This window comes from Nocardia gamkensis NBRC 108242, assembly GCF_001612985.1.
GTDB classification, from domain to species: Bacteria; Actinomycetota; Actinomycetes; order Mycobacteriales; family Mycobacteriaceae; genus Nocardia; species Nocardia gamkensis.
Genome location: NZ_BDBM01000016.1, coordinates 37,379 through 58,189 on the forward strand (window position 1 = coordinate 37,379; position 20,811 = coordinate 58,189).

General features: G+C 69.5%; 16 protein-coding genes. 12 read left to right on the forward strand and 4 right to left on the reverse strand.

Going from position 1 to position 20,811, the window contains the following annotated elements:
• Positions 1-102 precede the first annotated feature (102 nt).
• Together NG1_RS15155 and NG1_RS15160 are read left to right on the forward strand one after the other, a co-directional pair.
• A complete protein-coding gene (locus NG1_RS15155) occupies positions 103-1,314 on the forward strand; it encodes a helix-turn-helix domain-containing protein (protein WP_063910353.1) in 1,212 nt (403 codons plus the stop codon).
• Positions 1,315-1,459: 145 nt separating this feature from the next.
• Entirely contained in the window at positions 1,460-2,029 is a 570-nt protein-coding gene (locus NG1_RS15160; protein WP_245659909.1) for a GNAT family N-acetyltransferase, read from the forward strand.
• A 150-nt stretch (positions 2,030-2,179) separates the two neighbouring features.
• On the opposite strand, the gene NG1_RS15165 is transcribed toward NG1_RS15160, so the two are convergent.
• Complete coding sequence (locus tag NG1_RS15165) at positions 2,180-3,337, reverse strand: epoxide hydrolase family protein (protein WP_062971298.1); 1,158 nt, start codon at positions 3,335-3,337, stop codon at positions 2,180-2,182.
• A 343-nt stretch (positions 3,338-3,680) separates the two neighbouring features.
• On the opposite strand from NG1_RS15165, the gene NG1_RS15170 reads away from it, so the two are divergent.
• The 10 genes from NG1_RS15170 to NG1_RS15215 all read left to right on the forward strand — a co-directional run bounded on the left by NG1_RS15170 (position 3,681) and on the right by NG1_RS15215 (position 17,778).
• Entirely contained in the window at positions 3,681-6,602 is a 2,922-nt protein-coding gene (locus NG1_RS15170) for an ATP-binding protein (RefSeq protein WP_281218205.1), read from the forward strand.
• 156 nt (positions 6,603-6,758) lie between these two features.
• Positions 6,759-8,552 carry an acyl-CoA dehydrogenase gene (locus NG1_RS15175; RefSeq protein ID WP_062971302.1) on the forward strand — a complete coding sequence of 598 codons (1,794 nt, stop codon included), beginning with the start codon at positions 6,759-6,761 and terminating at the stop codon, positions 8,550-8,552.
• 46 nt (positions 8,553-8,598) lie between these two features.
• The gene (locus tag NG1_RS15180) at positions 8,599-9,210 is read left to right on the forward strand and encodes a QsdR family transcriptional regulator (RefSeq protein ID WP_245659910.1); all 612 of its coding nucleotides are present in this window, start codon (positions 8,599-8,601) and stop codon (positions 9,208-9,210) included.
• A gap of 564 nt (positions 9,211-9,774) precedes the next feature.
• Entirely contained in the window at positions 9,775-10,530 is a 756-nt protein-coding gene (locus NG1_RS15185; protein ID WP_062971478.1) for a GntR family transcriptional regulator, read from the forward strand.
• Complete coding sequence (locus NG1_RS15190; RefSeq protein ID WP_043690033.1) at positions 10,531-10,758, forward strand: 4Fe-4S dicluster domain-containing protein; 228 nt, start codon at positions 10,531-10,533, stop codon at positions 10,756-10,758.
• Between the two features lie 12 nt (positions 10,759-10,770).
• The gene (locus NG1_RS15195) at positions 10,771-12,195 is read left to right on the forward strand and encodes an ABC transporter substrate-binding protein (RefSeq protein WP_062971305.1); all 1,425 of its coding nucleotides are present in this window, start codon (positions 10,771-10,773) and stop codon (positions 12,193-12,195) included.
• Positions 12,192-13,049 carry an ABC transporter permease gene (locus NG1_RS15200; protein WP_062971307.1) on the forward strand — a complete coding sequence of 286 codons (858 nt, stop codon included), beginning with the start codon at positions 12,192-12,194 and terminating at the stop codon, positions 13,047-13,049. Before NG1_RS15195 ends, NG1_RS15200 begins: the two co-directional genes overlap by 4 nt.
• A complete protein-coding gene (locus NG1_RS15205; protein WP_062971309.1) occupies positions 13,046-13,786 on the forward strand; it encodes an ABC transporter ATP-binding protein in 741 nt (246 codons plus the stop codon). The genes NG1_RS15200 and NG1_RS15205 overlap by 4 nt, the downstream gene beginning before the upstream one ends.
• The gene (locus tag NG1_RS15210; protein WP_062971311.1) at positions 13,783-16,527 is read left to right on the forward strand and encodes a fumarate reductase/succinate dehydrogenase flavoprotein subunit; all 2,745 of its coding nucleotides are present in this window, start codon (positions 13,783-13,785) and stop codon (positions 16,525-16,527) included. The genes NG1_RS15205 and NG1_RS15210 overlap by 4 nt, the downstream gene beginning before the upstream one ends.
• An 81-nt stretch (positions 16,528-16,608) precedes the next feature.
• Positions 16,609-17,778: a MarP family serine protease gene (locus NG1_RS15215; RefSeq protein WP_062971313.1), complete on the forward strand. Its 1,170-nt coding sequence runs from the start codon at positions 16,609-16,611 to the stop codon at positions 17,776-17,778.
• A 6-nt stretch (positions 17,779-17,784) separates the two neighbouring features.
• Here NG1_RS15215 and NG1_RS15220 read toward each other — a convergent pair whose 3' ends face one another.
• The 3 genes from NG1_RS15220 to NG1_RS15230 are packed head-to-tail and all read right to left on the reverse strand — an operon-like array spanning position 17,785 to position 20,652.
• Positions 17,785-18,378 (reverse strand): NAD-dependent epimerase/dehydratase family protein, encoded by a 594-nt coding sequence (locus NG1_RS15220; RefSeq protein WP_062971315.1) that lies wholly within the window; start codon positions 18,376-18,378, stop codon positions 17,785-17,787.
• A 35-nt stretch (positions 18,379-18,413) separates the two neighbouring features.
• Entirely contained in the window at positions 18,414-18,902 is a 489-nt protein-coding gene (locus NG1_RS15225; protein WP_245659911.1) for a GNAT family N-acetyltransferase, read from the reverse strand.
• A 52-nt stretch (positions 18,903-18,954) separates the two neighbouring features.
• The gene (locus NG1_RS15230; protein ID WP_062971319.1) at positions 18,955-20,652 is read right to left on the reverse strand and encodes an FAD-dependent oxidoreductase; all 1,698 of its coding nucleotides are present in this window, start codon (positions 20,650-20,652) and stop codon (positions 18,955-18,957) included.
• Positions 20,653-20,811 lie beyond the last annotated feature (159 nt).

A 20,811-nucleotide genomic window follows, 5' to 3' on the forward strand; every position in this document is an offset into this window, starting at 1 on the left:
CGGCGCCGGGGCCGGAAAAGACTGTGACGGAACGACAACACAGCGAAGCGGCAAAAGTTTTGCCACTCTGGTGATGAAGAAGTCTGTGGAATGGAATGCGTGATGACGATGACCCAGGAGTCCGGTGTCGGCGACAAAGTACGCGTAGCCAGGAAGCTGGCAGGCTGGAGCCAGGAGAAACTCGCGCGGGAAGCCAACTTCTCGGCGAGTCTGGTCCGGAAGGTGGAGCGCGGCCGCGCGCCCGCGTCCCCGGCGTTCGTCGCGGCATGCGCACGTGCTCTGCGCGTGAACCCAGCCGACCTGCTCGAGCAGCCCTATCCGCGCCAGACTCGCGACGAACAGCAAGTGCATGCCGGCGTAGCCGGAATCCGACGCGAACTGGCCGCGTACAAGATCGAGCCGGACGGCACCACGAACGCACGGCCCGAGCGCGAACTCGCCGCTGACGTCGCGAAGGCATCCAAACTGCGGCACTCGGTCAACCTCGGTGACCTCGGCACGCTCCTGCCGGGCCTGTTAGCCGACCTCCGTGTGGCATGGCATTGCGCGACCGGAGCCGAGCGCAAGCGCATCTTCGGTCTTCTCGCCGAAACGTTCGCCGCGACCGGACAGCTCGTGTACAAGCTCGGCTATATCGACCTTTCCTCGTTGTGCGTCGAGCGGTACGAATGGGCAGCCGCGCAAACCGACGACAAACTGGCCGTGCTCGCGGGTGATTATCAGCGCGCGGGCGAGCTGATCTGCACGGCCGACTGGTCGACTGCCCTGCGCTTCCTCGAATCCAGTCGCGCGGCAATAGAATCCGACATCGGCGGCGGCGACCCCGCTGTTCTCAGCATGTGGGGCAACCTCCACCTGAAATCGGGTCTCGCCGCAGCCCGCGCGGGACGGCGGGATGTCGCCGACGATCACCTCGCCGAAGCGCGGGAGACCGCCGACCGCATCGGTGACGACCGGGACGACTACCGATTGTGCTTCGGCGTCACGAACGTCGATATCTGGTCGGTCGGGCTGGCCGTCGAAATGATGGACGGCACCGAAGCGGTGAAGCGCGCCGAACGTGTGCGTCTCCCGGCTACGACGCCACGTGAGCGCGCGGGCCACCACTACATCGACCTGGCCCGTGGATACCTGCTTCACGGCGACCGCACAAAGGCACTCAACTCCCTGCGTACAGCCAAGGAGATCGCGCCGACACAGGCCCGCTACCACCCGATGGTCCATGAGACGATCCGTATCCTCGCCCGCGACGACGCACGAAGCAACGAGAGTGTGCGGGGTTTCGCCGCGTGGTGCGGAATCGATCGCGGCTGATCAGGTTCGGTCGAGCCCGAGCGACCGTGCACCCGCGACTAGGTAACCTTTCCGAAGGAGCAGCGATACCTTTCGCCGTACCTGCTTGCTGGACATCGAGAGTTCTGCATCCGCTTCGCTGGCGTCACAGGCAGGGATTACGGTGGTGAATCTTCCGGATTTCGAACATCTCGACGCTGTAGAGGCGTGCGCACTCCGGCCCACGGTCGAAGACATCTACCGCCGGTCTTACGTCGACGCGATCGCCTCCGGTGATCCGTTCGATGCGCCTGATCAGTTCATGCGTCGATTCGCCAACTACACCGACCCCGCAGGCGGCAGTGTGTTCGCGATGGTCATGGCGTATGTCGGCGGGACGCCCGCGGGGCAGACGTGGGGGTGGACGCTGCGTCCGAATGCCGCGTGGTGGACGAACTTTCAGCCGGACGATGAGTTCGGCGACCGCGATACATTTACCGCCGAGGATGGCGCCCGGACCTTCGCGCTGTCGGAGATCATGGTGTGCGCCGAATACACCGGTCGCGGCTTGGCGCGGAAGCTGCACGATACGCTGTTGAGCAGCCGGGCGGAACGGCGTGCGACGCTACTGGTCGAGCCGGAGAACCAGCACGCTTATGGGGCGTACTTGCGCTGGGGATGGTCCCGAGTCGGTGTGACGAAACCGAGTTGGCCGGACGCACCGACATTCGATGTCTTGATTCGTGAACTCAGATAGCGCGAGCTACCGACGCTAGACAAATGAGGCTTGTACGCAGCGCGTCGTCGCCGTTCCAGAGTGCTCGTGCTACCAGGTCGCGGACGATCCTTCTCGCCCACGTCGTGGGGCAGGCGGTCGCCACTGCCTGCCCGCTCCGACTCCGTCGAATCAGCCCAGCGACCGGAAGAACTCGCGCACGTCGCCGATCAGCAGCTCCGGCACCTCGAGTGCGGGGAAATGCCCGCCGGAGTAGAACTCCGACCAATGGGTGATGTTGTGGGTGTGCTCGGCGAAGCGGCGGATGGCGTAGTCGCCGTCCTTGAATACCGCGACACCGGTGGGCACGGTGCCCTTCGGTTTCGGGGCGAACATGGTGGCGTCGTGGAAGCGCTCGTAGTAGAGGTTCGCGACGCTGCGGGCGGTGTCGGTGAACCAGTAGATGCTCACCGTGGTCAGCAGGCGATCGAGGTCGACGGCCTGTTCGGGCAGGTCGTGGGATCGGTCGGTCCACTCGCGGTACTTCTCCACGATCCAGCCGAGCTGGCCGGTCGGGGAATCGGCGAGCAACTGGGCGATGGTGTTCGGGCGGGAGCCCTTCAGGTTCATGTAGGCGGAACCGTCGTCCTGGAACTTCTTCATCGCGCCCAGTCGCGCCTTCTCCGCCTCGGTGAGCGCGGCCATGTCGGCGGGGTCGCCGGTCGGGAAGGTCACCAACGCGTTGACGTGCACGCCGAGGACATGCTCGGCATCGATCCGCCCCAGTGCCGGGGCGATGAAGGCGCCGTGGTCGCCGCCCTGCACGCCGTAGCGGCCGTAGCCGAGGCGGGCCATGAGTTCGGCGAGCGCCGCCGCGATCCGGCCGTCGTTCCAGCCCGGCTCGGTGAGCGGCCCGGAGAAGCCGTGGCCGGGCAGTGACGGTATGACCAGGTGGAAGGCGGGAGCGTCCGGGGCGCCGTGCGCGGCGGGGTCGGTGAGCGGGCCGATCATGTCGCGGAAGTCGGCCACCGAACTCGGCCACCCGTGCAGCAACAGCAGCGGGGTGGCCTCCGCTCGGGCGGAGCGCACATGCAGGAAGTGCACGTTCTGTCCGGAGACGATGGTGGTGAATTGCGGGTAGGCGTTCAACTCCGCCTCGGCGGCACGCCAGTCGAACTTCTCGGCCCAGTACCCGGCCAGTTCCTTCAGGTAGGCGGTCGGCACACCGCGCTCCCAGCCGACGCCGGGCAGGTCGTCGATCCAGCGGGTGCGGGCCACGCGCGAGCGAAGGTCGTCCAGGTCGGCCTGCGGGATGTCGATGCGGAAGGGGCGGATCTCGGTGTTCGTCATGCCATTGATACTTCGGGTAACGAGGGGCCCGCCGAATCACGAGAATTCATTATTTCCCGTACTCCCCAGCCCGCCGACGAGTAACGAACGACGCCGAATTCGGCCGCACTACCCTCGGCCGCCATCACCGACGAGCGCGTCCCAACTGGCCCGGCCGATGCCTCGCCACCAACCCCCACCGCTCTTATCCGCGAGTGGCACCCATTGCGGCATCGGCCGAGAAGACCTCAGACGTGGGCGCTCTTGCTGGAAGCGCCGTCCGCCGCGGCTCCCGCGATTGGCGCCGACCTCGCGGTAGGGGCATGATCGCGCCGTGGTCAGCCTTCCGGTATGCGGCGCCTTCGTGGGGCGGGCCGCTGAGCTTGCGGCATTGCAGGATGCCCATGGGGAGCCGACGGTGCATACCGTGCTGGTCGGGGGCGAAGCGGGGATCGGCAAGTCGCGGCTGGTCGCGGAGTTCGGGACGCGGCTCGGGGCCCGCACGGCGGTGCTGTCCGGGCGGTGTCCGGAGTTCGGCGCGAAAGGGGTGCCGTTCACTCCGTTCGTCGCGGTCATGCGCGCACTGCTGCGCGACCAGGGCGCGGAGGCTCTCGCGGCGCTGCTCCCGGCGAAACCCGCGCTGGCGCGCTGGCTTCCGGAACTGGCGGCGCGGTCCGGCGCGGCGGAGATCGACACCGATCGGATCCGGTTGTTCGGCGAGATCCTGACCGTGCTGGAACAGTGCTCGATGAACAGACCGCTGGTAGTGGTGCTGGAGGATCTGCACTGGGCCGACGAGGCCGGCCTGGAATTGCTCGCCTTCCTGGTGGCCAACATCGCCGAAGGCGATCTGTTCTTGGTCGGCACCTACCGGCCCGCCGATTCCGGACCGTTGCGCAAGCTGGTCGGGGGCTTGCGCCGCGACCCGGGTGTCCGCCTGCTTTCTCCGGCGCCACTGACCAGGCACGAGGTGGGCAGACAACTGGCGGCCCTGCGCGGCCGGGAGCCGGAGCCAGGGACGATCGGGCGAATCTTCGAGCGCAGCAAGGGAATCCCGTTGTTCGTCGAGGCGCTCGGTCCCGCACCCGAGGATACGCCCGCCGAGCTGTCGGAGCTGTTGCTCGGCCACCTGTCCGACCTGCCCGATCGAACCGCGTCGGTACTGCGGCTCGCGGCGGCGGCCGGGTCACCGGTCCGGCACACCCTGCTGGCGGCCGCCTCCGATCTCGCCGAGGACGCCCTCACCGCGGCTTTGCATCAGCTGATCGACCAGCAGTTCTTGGTGCCCACCGACACCGGCTATCAGTTCCGCCATGTGCTCATCCGCGACGCCGTCTACGACGATCTCCTACCAGCCCAGCGAAAAGGGCTGCACAGCAGGCTTTCTCGTGCACTGGCCGCGCTCCGCAAGCAGGAACCGGACAAGTGCCCCTCCGGCGAGCTGGCCTACCACGCGCATGCCGCCGGAGAGTTGCCGCTGGCACTCGCGGCCGCCTGGGAAGCCGCGGCCGAAGCGGAAAACGTTGGGGCGCATCGTGTCCGCGTGCGCTATCTGGACCAGGTACTCGAATCGTGGGAGCGGGTGCCGGAAGCGGCGAGCCGGGTGGACGCCGACCGGATCGATGTGGTGGAAGCGGTCGTGGCCGCCTGCTATCGGGGCGGTGTCGTCGAGCGCGGGATCGCGGCGGCCGACGAGGCGCTGGCCGTCATCGATGCGGGGAGCGACCCGGAGCGCGCCGCCCGGCTGCACCACTACCGCGCGGGACTGCGCAATCAGAGCAGCGGCGGCGGTGAAGACGACCTGCTCGCGGCGCTGGCCTATCTTCCTTCGGACCGGCCGACCCTGCTGCGCGGCGAAGTGCTCGCCGAACTCGCCGCGGCGCGGGTGTTCAGCGGTGCGGCGGCCGCGGCCGAGAACGACGCACGTGCCGCCGTCGAGGTGGCCGAACGGTTACGCAGTACGCCGAACGCCGACGACACATCGCCGGTCATGGCTGCGGCGCATGCGCCCGAGGAGGCCGCGGATGCCGCGTTCGCATGGCCGCGTTCGAGCGTCTTACGCGACGACCGGCGCGCCGGGGCACTGGCCGCGCGCGCCTACGCCTATCTCGGGCTGGCAACCGCGGACCGTCCGGAGGCCGCCGTGGCCCACTTCGAACAGGCGCATGCGATCGCGAAGGCCGCGGAAGATCCGGGCACATTGCTCACGGTGGTGCTGTGGGAATCGGCACTGCTGGTGTCGGCGGCCGCCGACGAGGCTGCCATCGCCGCGATCCAGCAGGGGCTGCGCGCCGCGCACGAGACCTACCGATTCGCGGAGGCGGCACCGATCCTGCTGGTCAAATGGGCACAGGCGCTCACCGCGCTGGGTCGCTGGAACGAAGCGCTCGAGCTGATCGACGAATCGCTCACCGAGCAGCTGACCCCGTTGAGCACCGCCGCGCTGCTGCTGTGTCACGCGCGGATCATGCTGGCGCGTGGCGACGAGAAGGCCGCGGCGGCGAGCGCGACGAGCGCGCAGCCCTTGCTCGGGGACCGCCGCTGGGCCAGGCAGTACCAGGTCCAGCTGCACACCGTGCGGACCGAGATCGCGCACGCGGCGGGCAACCCGCAGCGCGCCGCCGAGATCGGCGCCGCAACCTTGAGCGCGGACGACCTGGCCGCGCACCACCACGAGGCGTGGGCACTGGCCGAGGCGATCGCCCGAACTCGCCGCGCCCCACTGGTTCTCGACTCCGTCACGGCGAAGTTGCCGGTGACGTCCGCCGTCGACACCGCGTATCGGAATTCCTGCCACGCCGTGCGCAGTGGCCGTCCCGCCGATTGGGGCGCGGCGGTGTCCTCCTGGCGAGCCCTCGGTCGACCGTACGAGCTGGCGCGCAGCCTGCTCGAATCCGGCGATGCGGAATTGGCAGCGGGTGACCGCGCGGCAGCGCGCAGCGCACTGCGTTCCGTTCTGGAGCTGGCGAACGAGTTGGCGGCCGAGCCACTCGCCGAGCAAGCCCGGCAGCTGGCCGACCGCGCCGGGATCGATCTCGCCCATTCCGGCAACCGGCCTGCCACGACATCACGGGCGGACACGGCGGGCCTGACTCCACGGGAACTCGATGTGCTGCGTCTGGTGGCGACGGGAGCGAGCAACCGTCAGATCGCGGCCGAGCTTTTCATCAGCGCCAACACCGCCGGTGTGCACGTCTCGCGGATCCTCGCCAAGCTCGGCGCGTCCAGCCGCACCGAAGCGGCCGCGACGGCGCGGAAACGCGGATTGCTCGTCTCCGACGGATGACCGACCACGGGCGGGCGGCGCGATCCGCCGCGTGTGGAGAACGGACGCGACCCACCAGGCATATTCCTCAGCGGCCGATCGGTGCGATGGCCGCGAATACCGGACCACCGACCCGTAAGATACAGTACGTCGAACATGTCTCGAAAGGACGGGCTGATGCGGTCGACCTTGCTGTCCCGGCGCGATCTGGATTTCCTGCTCTACGAGTGGCTGGACGTGGAGCGGCTCACCAAACGCGAGCGGTACGCCGAGCACTCGCGCGAGACCTTCGACGCCGTGCTCGACCTCAGCGAGCAGCTCGCGACCAAATACTTCGCGCCGCACAACAAGCTCAACGATGCCAACGAACCCACCTTCGACGGCGAGCGCGTGACCATCATCCCGGAGGTCGGGCAGGCGCTGGAAGCCTTCGCCAAGGCCGGATTGCCTTCGGCGGCAATGGATTACGAACTCGGTGGCGCACAGCTGCCCGCGACCGTCGCACAGGCGAGCTACGCCTGGTTCCAGGCGGCCAACCCGGGGACCGCGGGCTACCCGTTCCTCACAGTGGCCAATGCGAATCTGCTCCTCGCCCACGGCCCGGAGCACGTCGAGAAGTTCGTCAAGCCCATGCTCGCGGGCCGCTTCTTCGGCACCATGTGCCTGTCGGAGCCGCAGGCAGGCTCGTCGCTGGCCGACATCGTCACCCGCGCCGAACCGCAGGACGACGGCAGCTATCGCCTGTTCGGCACGAAGATGTGGATCTCGGGCGGCGACCACGAACTCGGCGAGAACATCGTGCACCTGGTGCTGGCCAAGATCCCCGGTGGGCCCGCGGGCACCAAGGGCATCTCGCTGTTCGTGGTGCCCCGCTTCCTGGTCGGTGACGACGGCGCGATCGGCGAACGCAACGACGTCGCCCTGGCCGGGCTCAACCACAAGATGGGCTTCCGCGGCACGGTGAACACCGTGCTGAATTTCGGCGAGGGCCGCTGGACGCCGGGCGGCGCGCCGGGCGCGGTCGGCTACCTGGTCGGGGAACCGCATCGCGGCTTGACCTACATGTTCCACATGATGAACGAGGCGCGCATCGGCGTCGGCCTGGTCGCCACCGCGCTCGGCTACACGGGATACCTCGAGTCGCTGGACTACGCCCGCACCCGCACGCAGGGCCGGGCCAAGCTTCCCACCGACCCGTCCGCGCCGCAGCGGCCGATCATCGAGCACGCCGACGTGAAGCGAATGCTGCTGGCGCAGAAGGCGTACGCCGAAGGGGCGCTGGCGCTGGTGCTCTACTGCGCGCAGCTGGTCGACGAGCAGCGCACCGCCGAGTCCGACGACGACCGCCGCGCGGTCACCCAGCTGCTGGACATCCTGACTCCGATCGCGAAGAGCTGGCCCTCGCAGTGGTGCCTGGAGGCCAACAGCCTCGCCATCCAGGTGCTCGGCGGCTACGGCTACACCCGCGAATACAACGTCGAGCAGCACTATCGGGACAACCGGCTCAACCCGATCCACGAGGGCACGCACGGTATCCAGGGCCTGGACCTGCTCGGACGCAAAGTGACCCAGCAGGGCGGCGCGAGCCTGCTCGCCCTCGGGTCCCGGATCGATGCGACGATCACCGCCGCTCGCGCGTCGGGCGGCGAGGCGGCCGAGCTGGCCGCACAACTGGACTCGGCGTGGCGGCGGCTGGTCGAGGTCACCGCGGGGCTGTTCGCCTCCGGCGATTTCGAGGCCGCGCTGGCCAACAGCTCGGTGTACCTGGAGGCCTTCGGGCACACCGTGCTGGCCTGGATCTGGCTCGAGCAGTTCCTCGCCACCGCGGACCGTGCAGGCGATTTCTACGATGGCAAGCGGCACGCGGCCCGGTTCTTCTATCGTTTCGAATTGCCCAAGACCGCACCGGCACTGGATCTGCTCGCCAGCCTGGACACGACTACTCTGCGGATGCGCGACGCCTGGTTCTGAACACCGCCCGTTTCGATACAATTCACAGAAGATGTATCATTCCGCGGTGATCGATTCCAGTCAGCGGACCACCCGCCCTCCCGGCCGACCGGCCTCCGCGACCAGGGAACAGGTCATCGAGCATGCTCGCCGGGCGTTCCTGTCCGGTGAGCGCGTGGACATCCAGGCGATCGCCGGACAGCTCGGGCTCAGCCGCGCGTCGGTCTACCGCTGGTTCGGCTCTCGCGACGGGGTGCTCGGTGCGGTCCTGGCCGGGGAGTTCGAGGCGCTGCTCAGCCGGGCGGACGCCCGCCGCCGCTCCACCGGAGCGCGGCGCATCCTGGACGTGCTCTACCGGGTCAACCGGTGGATGACCGACAACGAACCGTTCCGGCGCTACTTCGAGAACGAGCCGCTGTCCGGGCTGCGCATCCTCACCGCGAGCGACGGGCCGGTACAACCGCTGGTCGTGGGCACCGTCCAGGAACTGATCCTCCGCGCCACCGAAGAGGACGGATACCAACCGCCGCTGGAACCGACGCTGCTGGCCTACGCCCTGGTCCGGCTCGGCGAGGCGTTCCTCTACAACGACAACGTCGCCGGTATCCGCGGTGACGTGGACCGGTTGCACGAGGTGCAGGCGGCGCTGCTCGGCATCCCCGAGGCGATCGCGCCGTAACCGGAGCGCTGCCGGACGCGCGCTGCCGGGGCGGTCGACACGTTGCCGCTCGTCCGCCTCGGCACCGCTCCGATGCCCGGACACCGCTACGAGCTCGGCCCGAGGACATCACCACCTGGCTACGGCAACCCGACGTCCCGCCGTGGAGGGCCGCCCTGCGCGCAGGCCGCCCGGAGACTGTTCTCATCGCCGCACGCATCCGTTTCCGCGGCGGCGACCCCAACAGCGAGATCGCCGGGATCCTGCGCGCGCACGAGCTGCTGGACGGCGTGGGGTGCTCGGCGCAAGACCGGTGCTGCTACTCGATATTTACGGTCCACGACCGTAGATTCGCCCGGCGGGACCCACTCGTCCCCACTTTCGAATCGCTGTGATCGAAATCCGGCCGACGGCGGCCGACGTGGCGTATTGGCCGGGCCGCCGCGCATATCGCCAGGTCGGGCCGCAGTGCGCCCGGCGCAATAACATCCCCTGATTTCCGTCGGCGTCGACGTAGGCGAATACGCCGCCGCGACCCCGTTATCGTCGCTATTCGTGCAGGTCAGCGATGGAAAGGCGGAAACGGTGGCAGCGGAACCCACGCCGGTGCGGCAGTTGCGCGCCGATCAGGCGCGGCGGGTGGCCGACATCCTGCGCCACCAACTGCACGCCGGCGCGTTCGACGGCGCGCTGCCGAGCGAACAGGACCTGGCCGCCGAGTACGGCGCCTCGCGCAATACCGTCCGCGACGCCTTGGCGCTGTTGAAGGACGAGGGCTTGATCGACCGGGCGCCCAAGGTGGGCACCCGCGTGGCCACCCGCAAGTACGACCACGGGCTCGACGCCCTGCTCGGATTGCAGGAGACCTTCAAAGGCCACGGCACCGTACGCAACGAGGTGCGCGCGGCGATGCACGTCGCCGCGCCGCCCGCTGTCGCGCGCAGGCTCGACCTGGCGCCGGGCGAGCGGGTGGTCTATCTCGAGCGGCTGCGCTACCTCGCGGATCTGCCGTTGAGCCTGGACCTCACCTACCTCGTGCCCGATATCGGCACCGAGGTGCTCGGCCACGATCTCGAGCACACCGACGTCTTCGTGCTGCTGGAACGCATCAGCGGCCGCTCGCTCGGCTCGGCCGATCTCGCCCTGGAAGCGGTGCCCGCCGACCCGCACACCGCATCCACCCTCGACGTACCCGGCGGCGCGCCGCTGCTGATGCTGGAACGGCTGACCCGGCTGGACGACGGCCGCCCGGTCGATCTGGAGTACATCCGCATGCGCGGCGACCGCATCACCATGCGCGGCAGCCTGACCCGCAGCACCCCCGAATGGAAGGTCCTCTAGATGGCACTCGTAAACCAGCGCGCCGACATCCCCGTCACCATCGACGAGTCGCTGTGCATCCAGGGCTGCACGCTGTGCGTCGAGATCTGCCCGCTCGACTCCCTGGCCATCAACCCCGACAACGGCAAGGCCTTCATGCACGTGGACGAGTGCTGGTACTGCGGTCCCTGCGCGGCCCGCTGCCCCACCGGCGCCGTCACCGTCAACATGCCCTATCTGCTCCGCTGATCTGGAAGACCGATGAAAGCAAAACTCGCCCCCATCCTGCTCGCCGCCGCGCTCGCGCTGACCGGGTGCTCGCTGGAGCAGACCGACGACACTCCCGCGGGCACCGTGAAGGTGGTCGTCGGCTACCAATCGAAGACCATCAACACCGTCACCGCGGGCACCTTGCTGCGCGCGCAGGGCTACCTCGAGCGGCGGCTACAGAAGATCACCGACAACGGCGGAGCCAAGTACCAGGTCGAGTGGCAGGACTACGACACCGGCGCGCCGATCACCGCGCAGATGGTGGCCGAGAAGATCGACATCGGGTCGATGGGTGATTACCCGTTGCTGATCAACGGCTCCCGCACCCAGGCGGGCGAGCGCTCACGCACCGAACTGGTGTCGGTCACCGGGTACAACCCCAAGGGCGCGCTGAACATGGTGGTGGTGCCGAACGACTCGGCGGCCACCGGCATCGGCGATCTGGCCGGGCAGAAGATCTCGACCAGCGTGGGTTCGGCCGGGCACGGCACGCTGGTGCAGGCGCTGACGCGGGCCGGCATCGACCCGGCCAAGGGCGTGGAGGTGCTCAACCAGCAGCCGCAGGTCGGCGCGACCGCCCTGGAGTCCCGTCAGGTGGGCGCGCTGTCCCAGTTCGTCGCGTGGCCCGGCCTGGTCGTCTTCCAGAACAAGGCCAAGCTGCTCTACGACGGCGCCGAACTCGGCGTGCCGACCTTCCACGGCGTGGTGGCCCGGCGCGCCTACGCCGCCGATCACCCGGAGGTGCTCCAGGCGTTCCTGGCCGCGCAACTGGACGCCACCCAGTTCCTGCGGGACCAGCCGTTCGAGGCCGCGAAGATCGTCGCCGACGGGTCCGGGCTGCCCCAGGAGGTGGTGTACCTCTACAACGGCCCCGGCGGAACCAGTTTCGACACCACGCTCGAGCCCAGCCTGATCGCGGCGCTCAAAGACGATGTGGCGTACCTGAAGTCGATCGGCGATTTCACCGACCTGGACATCGACCGGTTCATCGACGACGCGCCGCTGCGCAAGGCGTTCGCGGAGACCGGCCGCGACTACGACCGCGAACTCACCGACACCGCCAACCCGACCCGCGTCACCGGCGCCGATCCCGTCTGCGGCAAAGCGGCGGAGAACCCCGCGCTGGCCGGCGAGTTGTGGCTGGACGGCGCGCCGAAGCCGCAACCGGCCGCGGACCCGACCTGCCTGCTGCGCGCGGTCCAGGTCGCGAAGGCGCAGGGCAAGACGATCCGCGCCGCCTACATCCCGGATACCGAACTCGGCACCCGCTGGTTCGCCGACAAGTCGATCTGGCTGCGCGACGGGGACGGCTACCTGCCCTTCACCACCGCCGCCGCCGCGCAGCGCTACCGGCAGGCACATCCGTCCGCCACCCCGGTCCCCTACGACCGAGCCGTCACGGAAGTACGCGGATGACCAGCGAACTCGCCGCCCGCGCGGTGCTGGCCAGGGCGGAAACCACCGCGGTCGGCTCGGAGACCGCCCCGGCGTCGCGATCGGCTTGGCGCTCGCGCCTGCTGCGCGTCGGCTCGGTCGCCGTCGCGGTCGGCCTGTGGCAGCTGCTCACGGTCAACAACGTGCGGGCGGGCCTGCGTTTCGACACGTTGCCGACCGTCACCGAGATCGTCGCCGAATTCGGCACCCAGTTGCGCGCCGACCAGTACTACCTGGACATCGCGCAGTCGCTGATCCGGATCGTCACCGGCTTCGGGCTGGCCGCGGTGGTCGGCGTGATCGCGGGCATCGGCCTCGGCCGCTCGCGGCTGCTCGCCGATACCTTCGGCCCGCTGGCCGAACTGGTCCGGCCGATCCCGGCCATCGCCCTGGTCCCGGTCGCGATCCTGCTGTTCCCCAGCGACGAATCCGGCATCGTGTTCATCACCTTCACCGCGTCGCTGTTCCCCGTGCTGGTCAGCACCAGGCACGCGGTGCGCGCACTGCCCACGATCTGGGAGGACGCGGTGCGCACCCTCGGCGCGTCCCGGCTGGACGTGCTCGCGCGCGTGGTGTTCCCCGGCATCCTGCCCGGCGTCTTCAGCGGACTGTCGGTCGGCGTCGGCGTGGCATGGATCTGCCTCATCTCCGCGGAGATGATCTCCGGACGTCTCGGCGTCGGCTACCGCACCTGGCAGGCCTACACCATCGTGGACTATCCGGCGGTGTTCGTCGGCATGATCACCATCGGCGTCCTCGGTTTCGCGACATCGGGGCTGGTCGAGCTGGCCGGCCGCCGCATCACCCGCTGGCTGCCCAGAGAGGTCGAAGCATGACCACAGTGATCGACGCACCGGCATCGACCGGAATGCGCCTGAGCCTCACCGGCGTCCGGATCGCCTACGGGGGCGAACCGGTGCTCGACGGGCTCGACTTGGCGATCGCGCCGGGCGAGATCCTGGTCGTGGTCGGCAAATCCGGCTGCGGCAAGTCGACCTTGCTGCGCGCGATCGCCGGACTGCGCGCCCCGGAGGGCGGAGCCATCCTGGCCGACGGCGACCGCGTGAGCGGCCCCGCGGCCGACCGCGCCCTCGTGTTCCAGGACGACGCGCTACTGCCCTGGCGCACCGTGCGGCAGAACATCGAACTCGCCCTGCGCCTGCGCGGCACGCCCCGGGCCGAGCGCAGAGCCACCGCGCTGCACTGGGTGGACGAAGTCGGGCTCACCGGGTACGCCGACTATCTGCCGCGCGACCTGTCCGGCGGCATGCGCCAGCGCGTCCAGCTGGCGCGCAGCCTGGCCGCCGCGCCGCGCGCCGTGCTGATGGACGAGCCGTTCGGCGCGCTGGACACCCAGACCAGGGAAACCATGCAGCGCCTGCTCATCCAGACCTGGCGCGCCCATCCCACCACCATCGTCTTCGTCACCCACGACCTCGACGAGGCCTTGCAACTCGGCGACCGCATCGCCGTGCTCGGCGGCGGCACGCTGCGGGCGCTGGTGCCGGTGCCCGGGCCGCGCGAGGCGATCGACCGGGCCGCGACGAAGGCCGAGATCCTGGAGAAACTGTGAACATTCCGCCGCTGTCGGAACGGATCCGGCTGGACTGCGACGTGCTCGTCATCGGGGGCGGCACGGCGGGCACGATGGCCGCGCTCACCGCCGCCGAGCAGGGCGCGAACGTGCTGCTGCTGGAGAAGGCGCACGTGCGGCACTCCGGTGCGCTGGCCATGGGCATGGACGGCGTGAACAACGCCGTGATCCCGGGCAAGGCCGAACCGGAGGACTACGTCGCCGAGATCACCCGGGCCAACGACGGGATCGTCGACCAGCGCACCATCTATCAGACGGCGACGCGCGGCTTCGCCATGGTGCAACGGCTGGAGCGCTACGGCGTGAAGTTCGAGAAGGACGAGTACGGCGAGTACGCGGTGCGCCGGGTGCACCGCTCCGGCTCGTACGTCCTGCCGATGCCCGAGGGCAAGGACATCAAGAAAGCGCTGTATCGCGTCCTGCGCCAACGCAAGATGCGCGAGCGGATCCGCATCGAGAACCGGCTGATGCCGGTGCGCGTGCTCACCGAGGGCGGGCGCGCCGTCGGCGCCGCCGCCCTGCACACCCGCACCGGCGAATTCGTCGCCGTCGCAGCGAAAGCGGTGATCCTGGCCACCGGGCCGTGCGGCAGGCTCGGGCTGCCCTCCAGCGGATACCTGTACGGCACCTACGAGAATCCGACGAACGCCGGCGACGGCTACTCGATGGCCTACCACGCGGGCGCCGAACTCAGCGGCATCGAATGCTTCCAGATCAACCCGCTGATCAAGGACTACAACGGCCCGGCATGCGCCTATGTCGCCAATCCGTTCGGCGGCTACCAGGTCAACGCCGACGGCGAACGCTTCGTCGACTCCGACTATTGGTCGGGCCAGATGATGGCCGAGGTCAAGCGGGAGATCGAATCCGCGCGCGGCCCTATCTATCTCAAGGTGTCGCACCTGCCCGACGAGACGCTGAGCACGCTGGAAGGCATCCTGCACACCACCGAGCGCCCCACCCGCGGCACCTTCCACGCCAACCGCGGCCACGACTACCGTACCCACGACATCGAGATGCACATCTCCGAGATAGGCCTGTGCAGCGGGCATTCCGCCTCCGGCGTGTGGGTCGACGAGCACGCGCGCACCACGGTGCCCGGCTTGTACGCGGCGGGCGATCTGGCGTGCGTGCCGCACAATTACATGATCGGCGCGTTCGTCTTCGGCGATCTCGCCGGCGCGCACGCCGCGTCCACCGTAGCCGAGGTGCCCGCGCCCGCCGAGCTGCCCGAGGACCAGCTTGCCGCGGCCCACGAGCTGATCTACCGGCCGTTGCGTCAGCCGGACGGGCCGCCGCAACCGCAGGTCGAATACAAGCTGCGGCGTTTCGTGAACGACTATGTCGCCCCGCCCAAGACCGCGGCCAAGCTGAGCATCGCGGTGGAGACTTTCGACCGGATGCGCGCGGAGGTCGAGGGCATCGGCGCGCGCACCCCGCACGAGCTGATGCGCGCGGTGGAGGTGTCGTTCATCCGCGATTGCGCCGAAATGGCCGCCCGCAGCTCGCTGACCAGGACCGAATCCCGTTGGGGCCTCTATCACGAGCGCGCCGATCTACCCGAACGCGACGATGTCGAATGGCGATACCACCTCAACCTGCGCAAGAACCCCGACGGAACCATGGCGTTCCTGAAGCGTCCGGTGGCGCCGTACCTGGTGCCCGTGCCCGGGCTCGACGACCTGCCCTCGGCCGATGCCGAGGCGGTGCCGGTGCACCAGCCGCACCGGATCGCGGGCCGTGCGCCGCATACCGGCGCCGGCGGTGAGCAGGAGCGGGCCGGAGCCGCTGCTTCGCAGTCCGCCACTCCCCCGTCACCCCGGATCGTCGCGTTGCTCGCGCTCGACGAGCCCAGCGTGGAGCAATTGTCGGCGTATCTGACCGATCCCGACGCGGGCGTCCGGGCCGCGGCGATCTCGGTGCTGAGCGAGCACACCCCGGAGGGCTTCTCGATCGCCCTCGGCGATGCCTTGGACGACGAAGCGGCCTCGGTCCGGCGTGCGGCCGCGGCCGGTCTGCGCGAGCTCGTCGAAGTGCTGCCCTCCGCGGAAGGGCTCGCCGACCGGCTCGGTTCGGCCGATCCCGTCGTGCGGTCCACCGTGATCGATCTGCTGCGCGCGCTGCGGGCGGGCGAGGCCGCGCAGTATCGCGCCGCCTTGGCGGACGGGGATCATCGCGTCCGCATCGAAGCGGTCCGCGCACTGGTGTCGCTGAACGATCGCGACGGCGTCGCCACCCTGGCCGCCGACGACAACCGGGAAGTGCGGATCGCCGTCGCCCACGGTCTCGCCGCCATCGGCGACGGCGGGCTCGAGGTGATCCGTCGCCTCGGCGACGACCACGACCCGCTGGTGCGCGCCGCGGCGCTCACCGCGTTCGCCCAGCTGGGTGGCGAACCCGCGGACGTCACCGCACTGGACACCGCCCTGCGCCATTCGGCCTGGCAGATCCGTCAAGGTGCGGCGCGCGGGCTCGCAGGCGCCGACCCGGACCTCGCGGTGCCGATTCTGGCCGCCGCCCTGCACGATCCGCATCTCGACGTCCGCAAGGCGGCGGTGCTGTCGCTCTCGGCGTGGCCGCACCTGCCCGCCGCGCACGACGCGCTGCGCGCCGCGATCGACGACACCGATGCCGACGTGCGCGCGTATGCCCGGCGGGCGCTGGCCACCCAGCCCACGGCATGGGGCACCATGGTTGCCGCAGCTCGAATCGCTGATTAAATTAGCGGCTCGACCGTTGCCGACGCGCTAACCAGGGTATAGCCGGGTGGTGACGGGGCGGCCGACGACGAGTCCGCGCCGTTGTCCATCAGCAGCGACGGGAGTGTGGCGTTGACCGTGCCGAACTGGCTGGATCTGGCCGTGGTCGGCATCCTCGCGGTCGCGGCGGTGCTCGGCTGGCGCCGCGGCGCGATCGTGGGGCTGCCCGGCTTCGCGGGTGGATTGGCGGGGGCGATCCTCGGCGCGGCGCTGTCGGCGGCGGTGCTCGGTCAGCTCGCTCCGGGCGCCGTGCGGCTCCTCCTAGTGCTGATGGTGATCGTCGGGTTGGTCGCGTTCGGCGCGGTCGCCGGGCACCGGGCCGGACAAGCCGCGCGCGCGGCGGTTTCCGATCCCCTCACGCGCCGCGTCGACGCCCTCTGCGGCTGCCTCGTGCATGTGCTCGCGGTCCCGCTCGTGGTGTGGCTGTTCGCCGCGCCGGTGGAATCCGCAGCCCTGGTGCGTGATTCGACCACCGTGCGGACTGTGGACGACGTCGCGCCGTTCTGGCTGTCCGGGCTGTCCGAGGTGCTCACCGGACCGATCAGGGAGGCCGGGCTCGGCCTCCCGCTCGCGCCGCCCGATCCCGGCATCCTCGACGGGCCGATGCCCGACGAACTGCGGGCGAGCGTGCTGCGGATCCAGGATCTCGCACCGACCTGCGGTGTGCGCCAATCCGGCTCCGGATTCGTCATCGCGCCGGAGCGGGTGCTGACCAACGCGCACGTCGTCGCCGGATCCAGCAAGGTCTCCGTCGACGCCCCGGCCGGATCGCTCACCGCAGACGTCGTGCAGTTCGATCCGACCATGGACATCGCGGTGCTCGCCGTCCCCGGTCTCACCGCGCCCGCCCTCACCGTCGCGCCCCAACCCGCCGGTCCCGGCGCCGACGCCATCGCGCTCGGCTATCCGCGGGGCGGGTCCTACACCGCGTCCGCCACCCGGGTGCGCAGCCGGGCCGCGCGTCAGGTCCGCGACATCTACCGCACCGGTCTCGGCGAACGCGAGATCTACACCGTGGACGGGTCGATCCAGCACGGCAATTCGGGCGGACCGCTGGTCGACCGCGCCGGCCGCGTGCTGGGCATCGTGTTCGGTGTCGACGAGAACAACAGCAACGTCGGGTTCGCCACGAGCCTGCCGGAGGTCCTCGATCGGCTCGACCACGCATGGCGATCCGACCGGCCGGTCGACACCGGCCCCTGCGCCTCCTGACCGGTTTCAGGACGCGTCGGCGACGATCACCACTCCGCTCGAGGCGTCCAGCAGCGGAATCGTGCGCTCCGCGGCGTCGTCGACGTGCACGCGCGGGTGCGTGGGCAGTTCGGTTTCGTAATAGGTGCCCGGACCGTAGAACTGGCCGTACTTCACCACCACACCGTCGAAGTCCAGCACGGCGGCTTCGTGCTCCTGGATCGCCGCGCCCCGTCCGGGCGGCAGCTCCCACGCGATGCTCTGCGCGAGAAAGCGTTTCGCACCGGCCGCCCGCGCGGCGGCGATCAAGTTGCGGGTTCCCTCGGTGCGGATGCGCGAGTTGGCCTCGGCCCGCTCCGGCAGCAGCGCCACGTCGTCCGGCAGGTCGGTGAGCTGATGCATCACCATGTCGGAGCCGAACCCGACCACGGCGGCGGTCAGAGCATCCACGTCGTAGACGTCGCATACCACCGGCTCGGCGCCGGCCGCCCGCAACCGGTCGGCTTTCGCCGCCGACCGGGTCATCCCCGCCACCTCGTGTCCCGCCGCGACCAGCAGCGGAAGCAGGCGGACGCCGATCACGCCGGTAGCCCCGGCCAGGAAGATGCGCACGGTGTTCATTGTGCAGCGCCTGCGGTGCTGCGTGTTCAAGCGGGTCAACCGCAGCTCACCCAAGCGCTGACCGCGTTGTCGTCCACCGTGTAGCCGATTCCGCGGGCGGCCAGCATGCGCAACACGGCCGCGTTGTCCGCCGTCGTGCTCACGAAGAGTTTCGCGTAACCCTCCGCTCTCGCCCGCTCGAGCAGTCCGCCGAGCACCGCGGTCCCGATGCCCGCTCCCCTGCGGGAACGGCCGATCCATACCCCGGCCTCGGCGGCTCCCGGCGCGTCGGGCAGCGGACACAGGCGCGCCGCCCCGACCACCTCGCCGTCCACTCGGATGCCGTAGGTCGACTCGACCGGCGGACTCGCCAGCGCCCGGCCTCGGTGGAACGCCAGGAAGCCCGCTGTCCGGTCGGCATCCCAGCCGTCACCCGGCTCCTCGACCGGCATCACCTCGCCCGGCTCCGCGTCCGCCACGGCCGCGCGCAGCAGATCGGTGAGGCATCGCTCGTCGAGCGGTTCCAGGGTGACATGGACGGGCACAGCGCCGATCCTGTCACCGGAGCCGACGACGCGCGACCGTATTTCCGCCCGCTCAGACCGGAGTGATCGGCAGCCGCAGCGCGCCCGGCGCGGCGACGGGGACCACCGGGTTCTTCGGTTCGATCGCAGCGAGCCTGCGGTAGGCGGTCCCGAGGGGCGGGCGCGGGTCGTCCTCGCCCTTGTTCGGCCACAGCGCCATGGCGCGTTCGGCTTGGGCGGTGATGGTCAGCGAGGGATTCACGCCCAGGTTCGCCGAAATGGTCGACCCGTCGGTGATGTGCAGGCCGGGATAGCCGTAGACCCGGTGGTACGGGTCGACGACGCCGGTCTCGCGCGAGTCGCCGATGGCGCAGCCGCCGATGAAGTGGCCGGTGATCGGAATGTTCATCAGGTCGGTCCACGCCCCCTGCGGCAGGCCGCCGATCTTCTCGGCGATCCGCCTGGTCACTTCGTGGCCCTCCGGAATCCAGGTCGGCGGCGCGGTGCCGTCGCCCGGCTTGGTCGTCATCCGCCTGCCGAACAAGCCGCGCTTGGTGTAGGTCACGATCGAGTTGTCGATGTTCTGCATGACGAGCACGCCGATGATGCGCTCCGACCAGCGCCGGGGATTGTGCAGCCGATGCAGGTGACGGCGCTGCGCGATGAGTTCCCGCACCCCCAGCCGCCAGCGGGCCCTGCCTTCCTGGCCGTCCACGAGCACGGTGGTCAGCAAACTCATCGCATTGCTGTCCTTGCCGTAGCGGACCGGCTCGATGTGGGTGTACTCGTTGGGGTGGATGGACGAGGTGATCGCGACGCCCTTGGTGAAGTCGGAGTCCTTGCGCAGGGAGCGCGCCGCGAGCACCGCTTCGGAGTTGGTCCGGGCCAGATGGCCCAGCCGCGGCGAGACATGCGGCAGACTGCCGTTCTCGCGCAACCGGTGCAGCAGCTTCTGGGTGCCGAGCGCGGCGGCCGCGAAGATCACCTGATCGGCGGTGAAGGTCCGCCTCTCCTTGCGCACCCACCGTCCGGTGCGCACCGTCCGCACCTCGTAACCACCCTCCGGCCGTGGGCGCACGTCGGTCACGGTGGTGAGCGGATGCACTGTCGCCCCGGCCTTTTCGGCCAGGTAGAGGTAGTTCTTCACCAGGGTGTTCTTCGCCCCGTGCCGGCAGCCGGTCATGCACTCGCCGCAGTGCGTGCAGGTCGAGCGCGCCGGTCCGACGCCGCCGAAGAACGGGTCGGCGACCTGCTGACCCGGACGGGAATCGTTGTCCGCGAACAACACTCCGACCGGTGTGCGGCGATAGGTGTCGCCGATGCCCATCTCCTCCGCGACTTCGCGCAGAATCCGGTCGGTAGGTGTGGTCGCCGGATTCTGGGTGACGCCGAGCATGCGTTTGGCCTGGTCGTAATACGGCGTCAGCTCGTCGCGCCAATCGGTGATGTGCGCCCACTGTTTGTCGCGGTAGAACTTCTCCGGCGGCTCGTACAGCGTGTTGGCGTACACCAGCGACCCGCCCCCGACTCCCGTTCCGCTCATGATGAAGGTGTCGTTGAGCAAGGTCATCCGCTGGATGCCGTAGCAGCCGAGTTTCGGCGCCCACAGGTACTCGCGGAGATGCCAGGAGTTCTTCGCGTACTCGTCGTCGGCGAACCGCCTGCCCGCCTCGAGCACGCCGACCCGGTATCCCTTCTCGGTCGCTCGCAGTGCGGCCACGCTGCCGCCGAAGCCGGAACCGATGACGAGCACGTCGTAGTGGCTGTCCATGCACTCGAGCGTATGGCGGCAAACACGCAGGCCGGACGAGAGATACGGACGGGATATCGAGATTTCCGGCCATCTTCCCCTTCCCCTTCCCACCGCGCCGAGCAACCCGCCGGGAAACCCCGGCGGCCCTCGTATGCTCACTGCGTCGCGTCCAGCGAG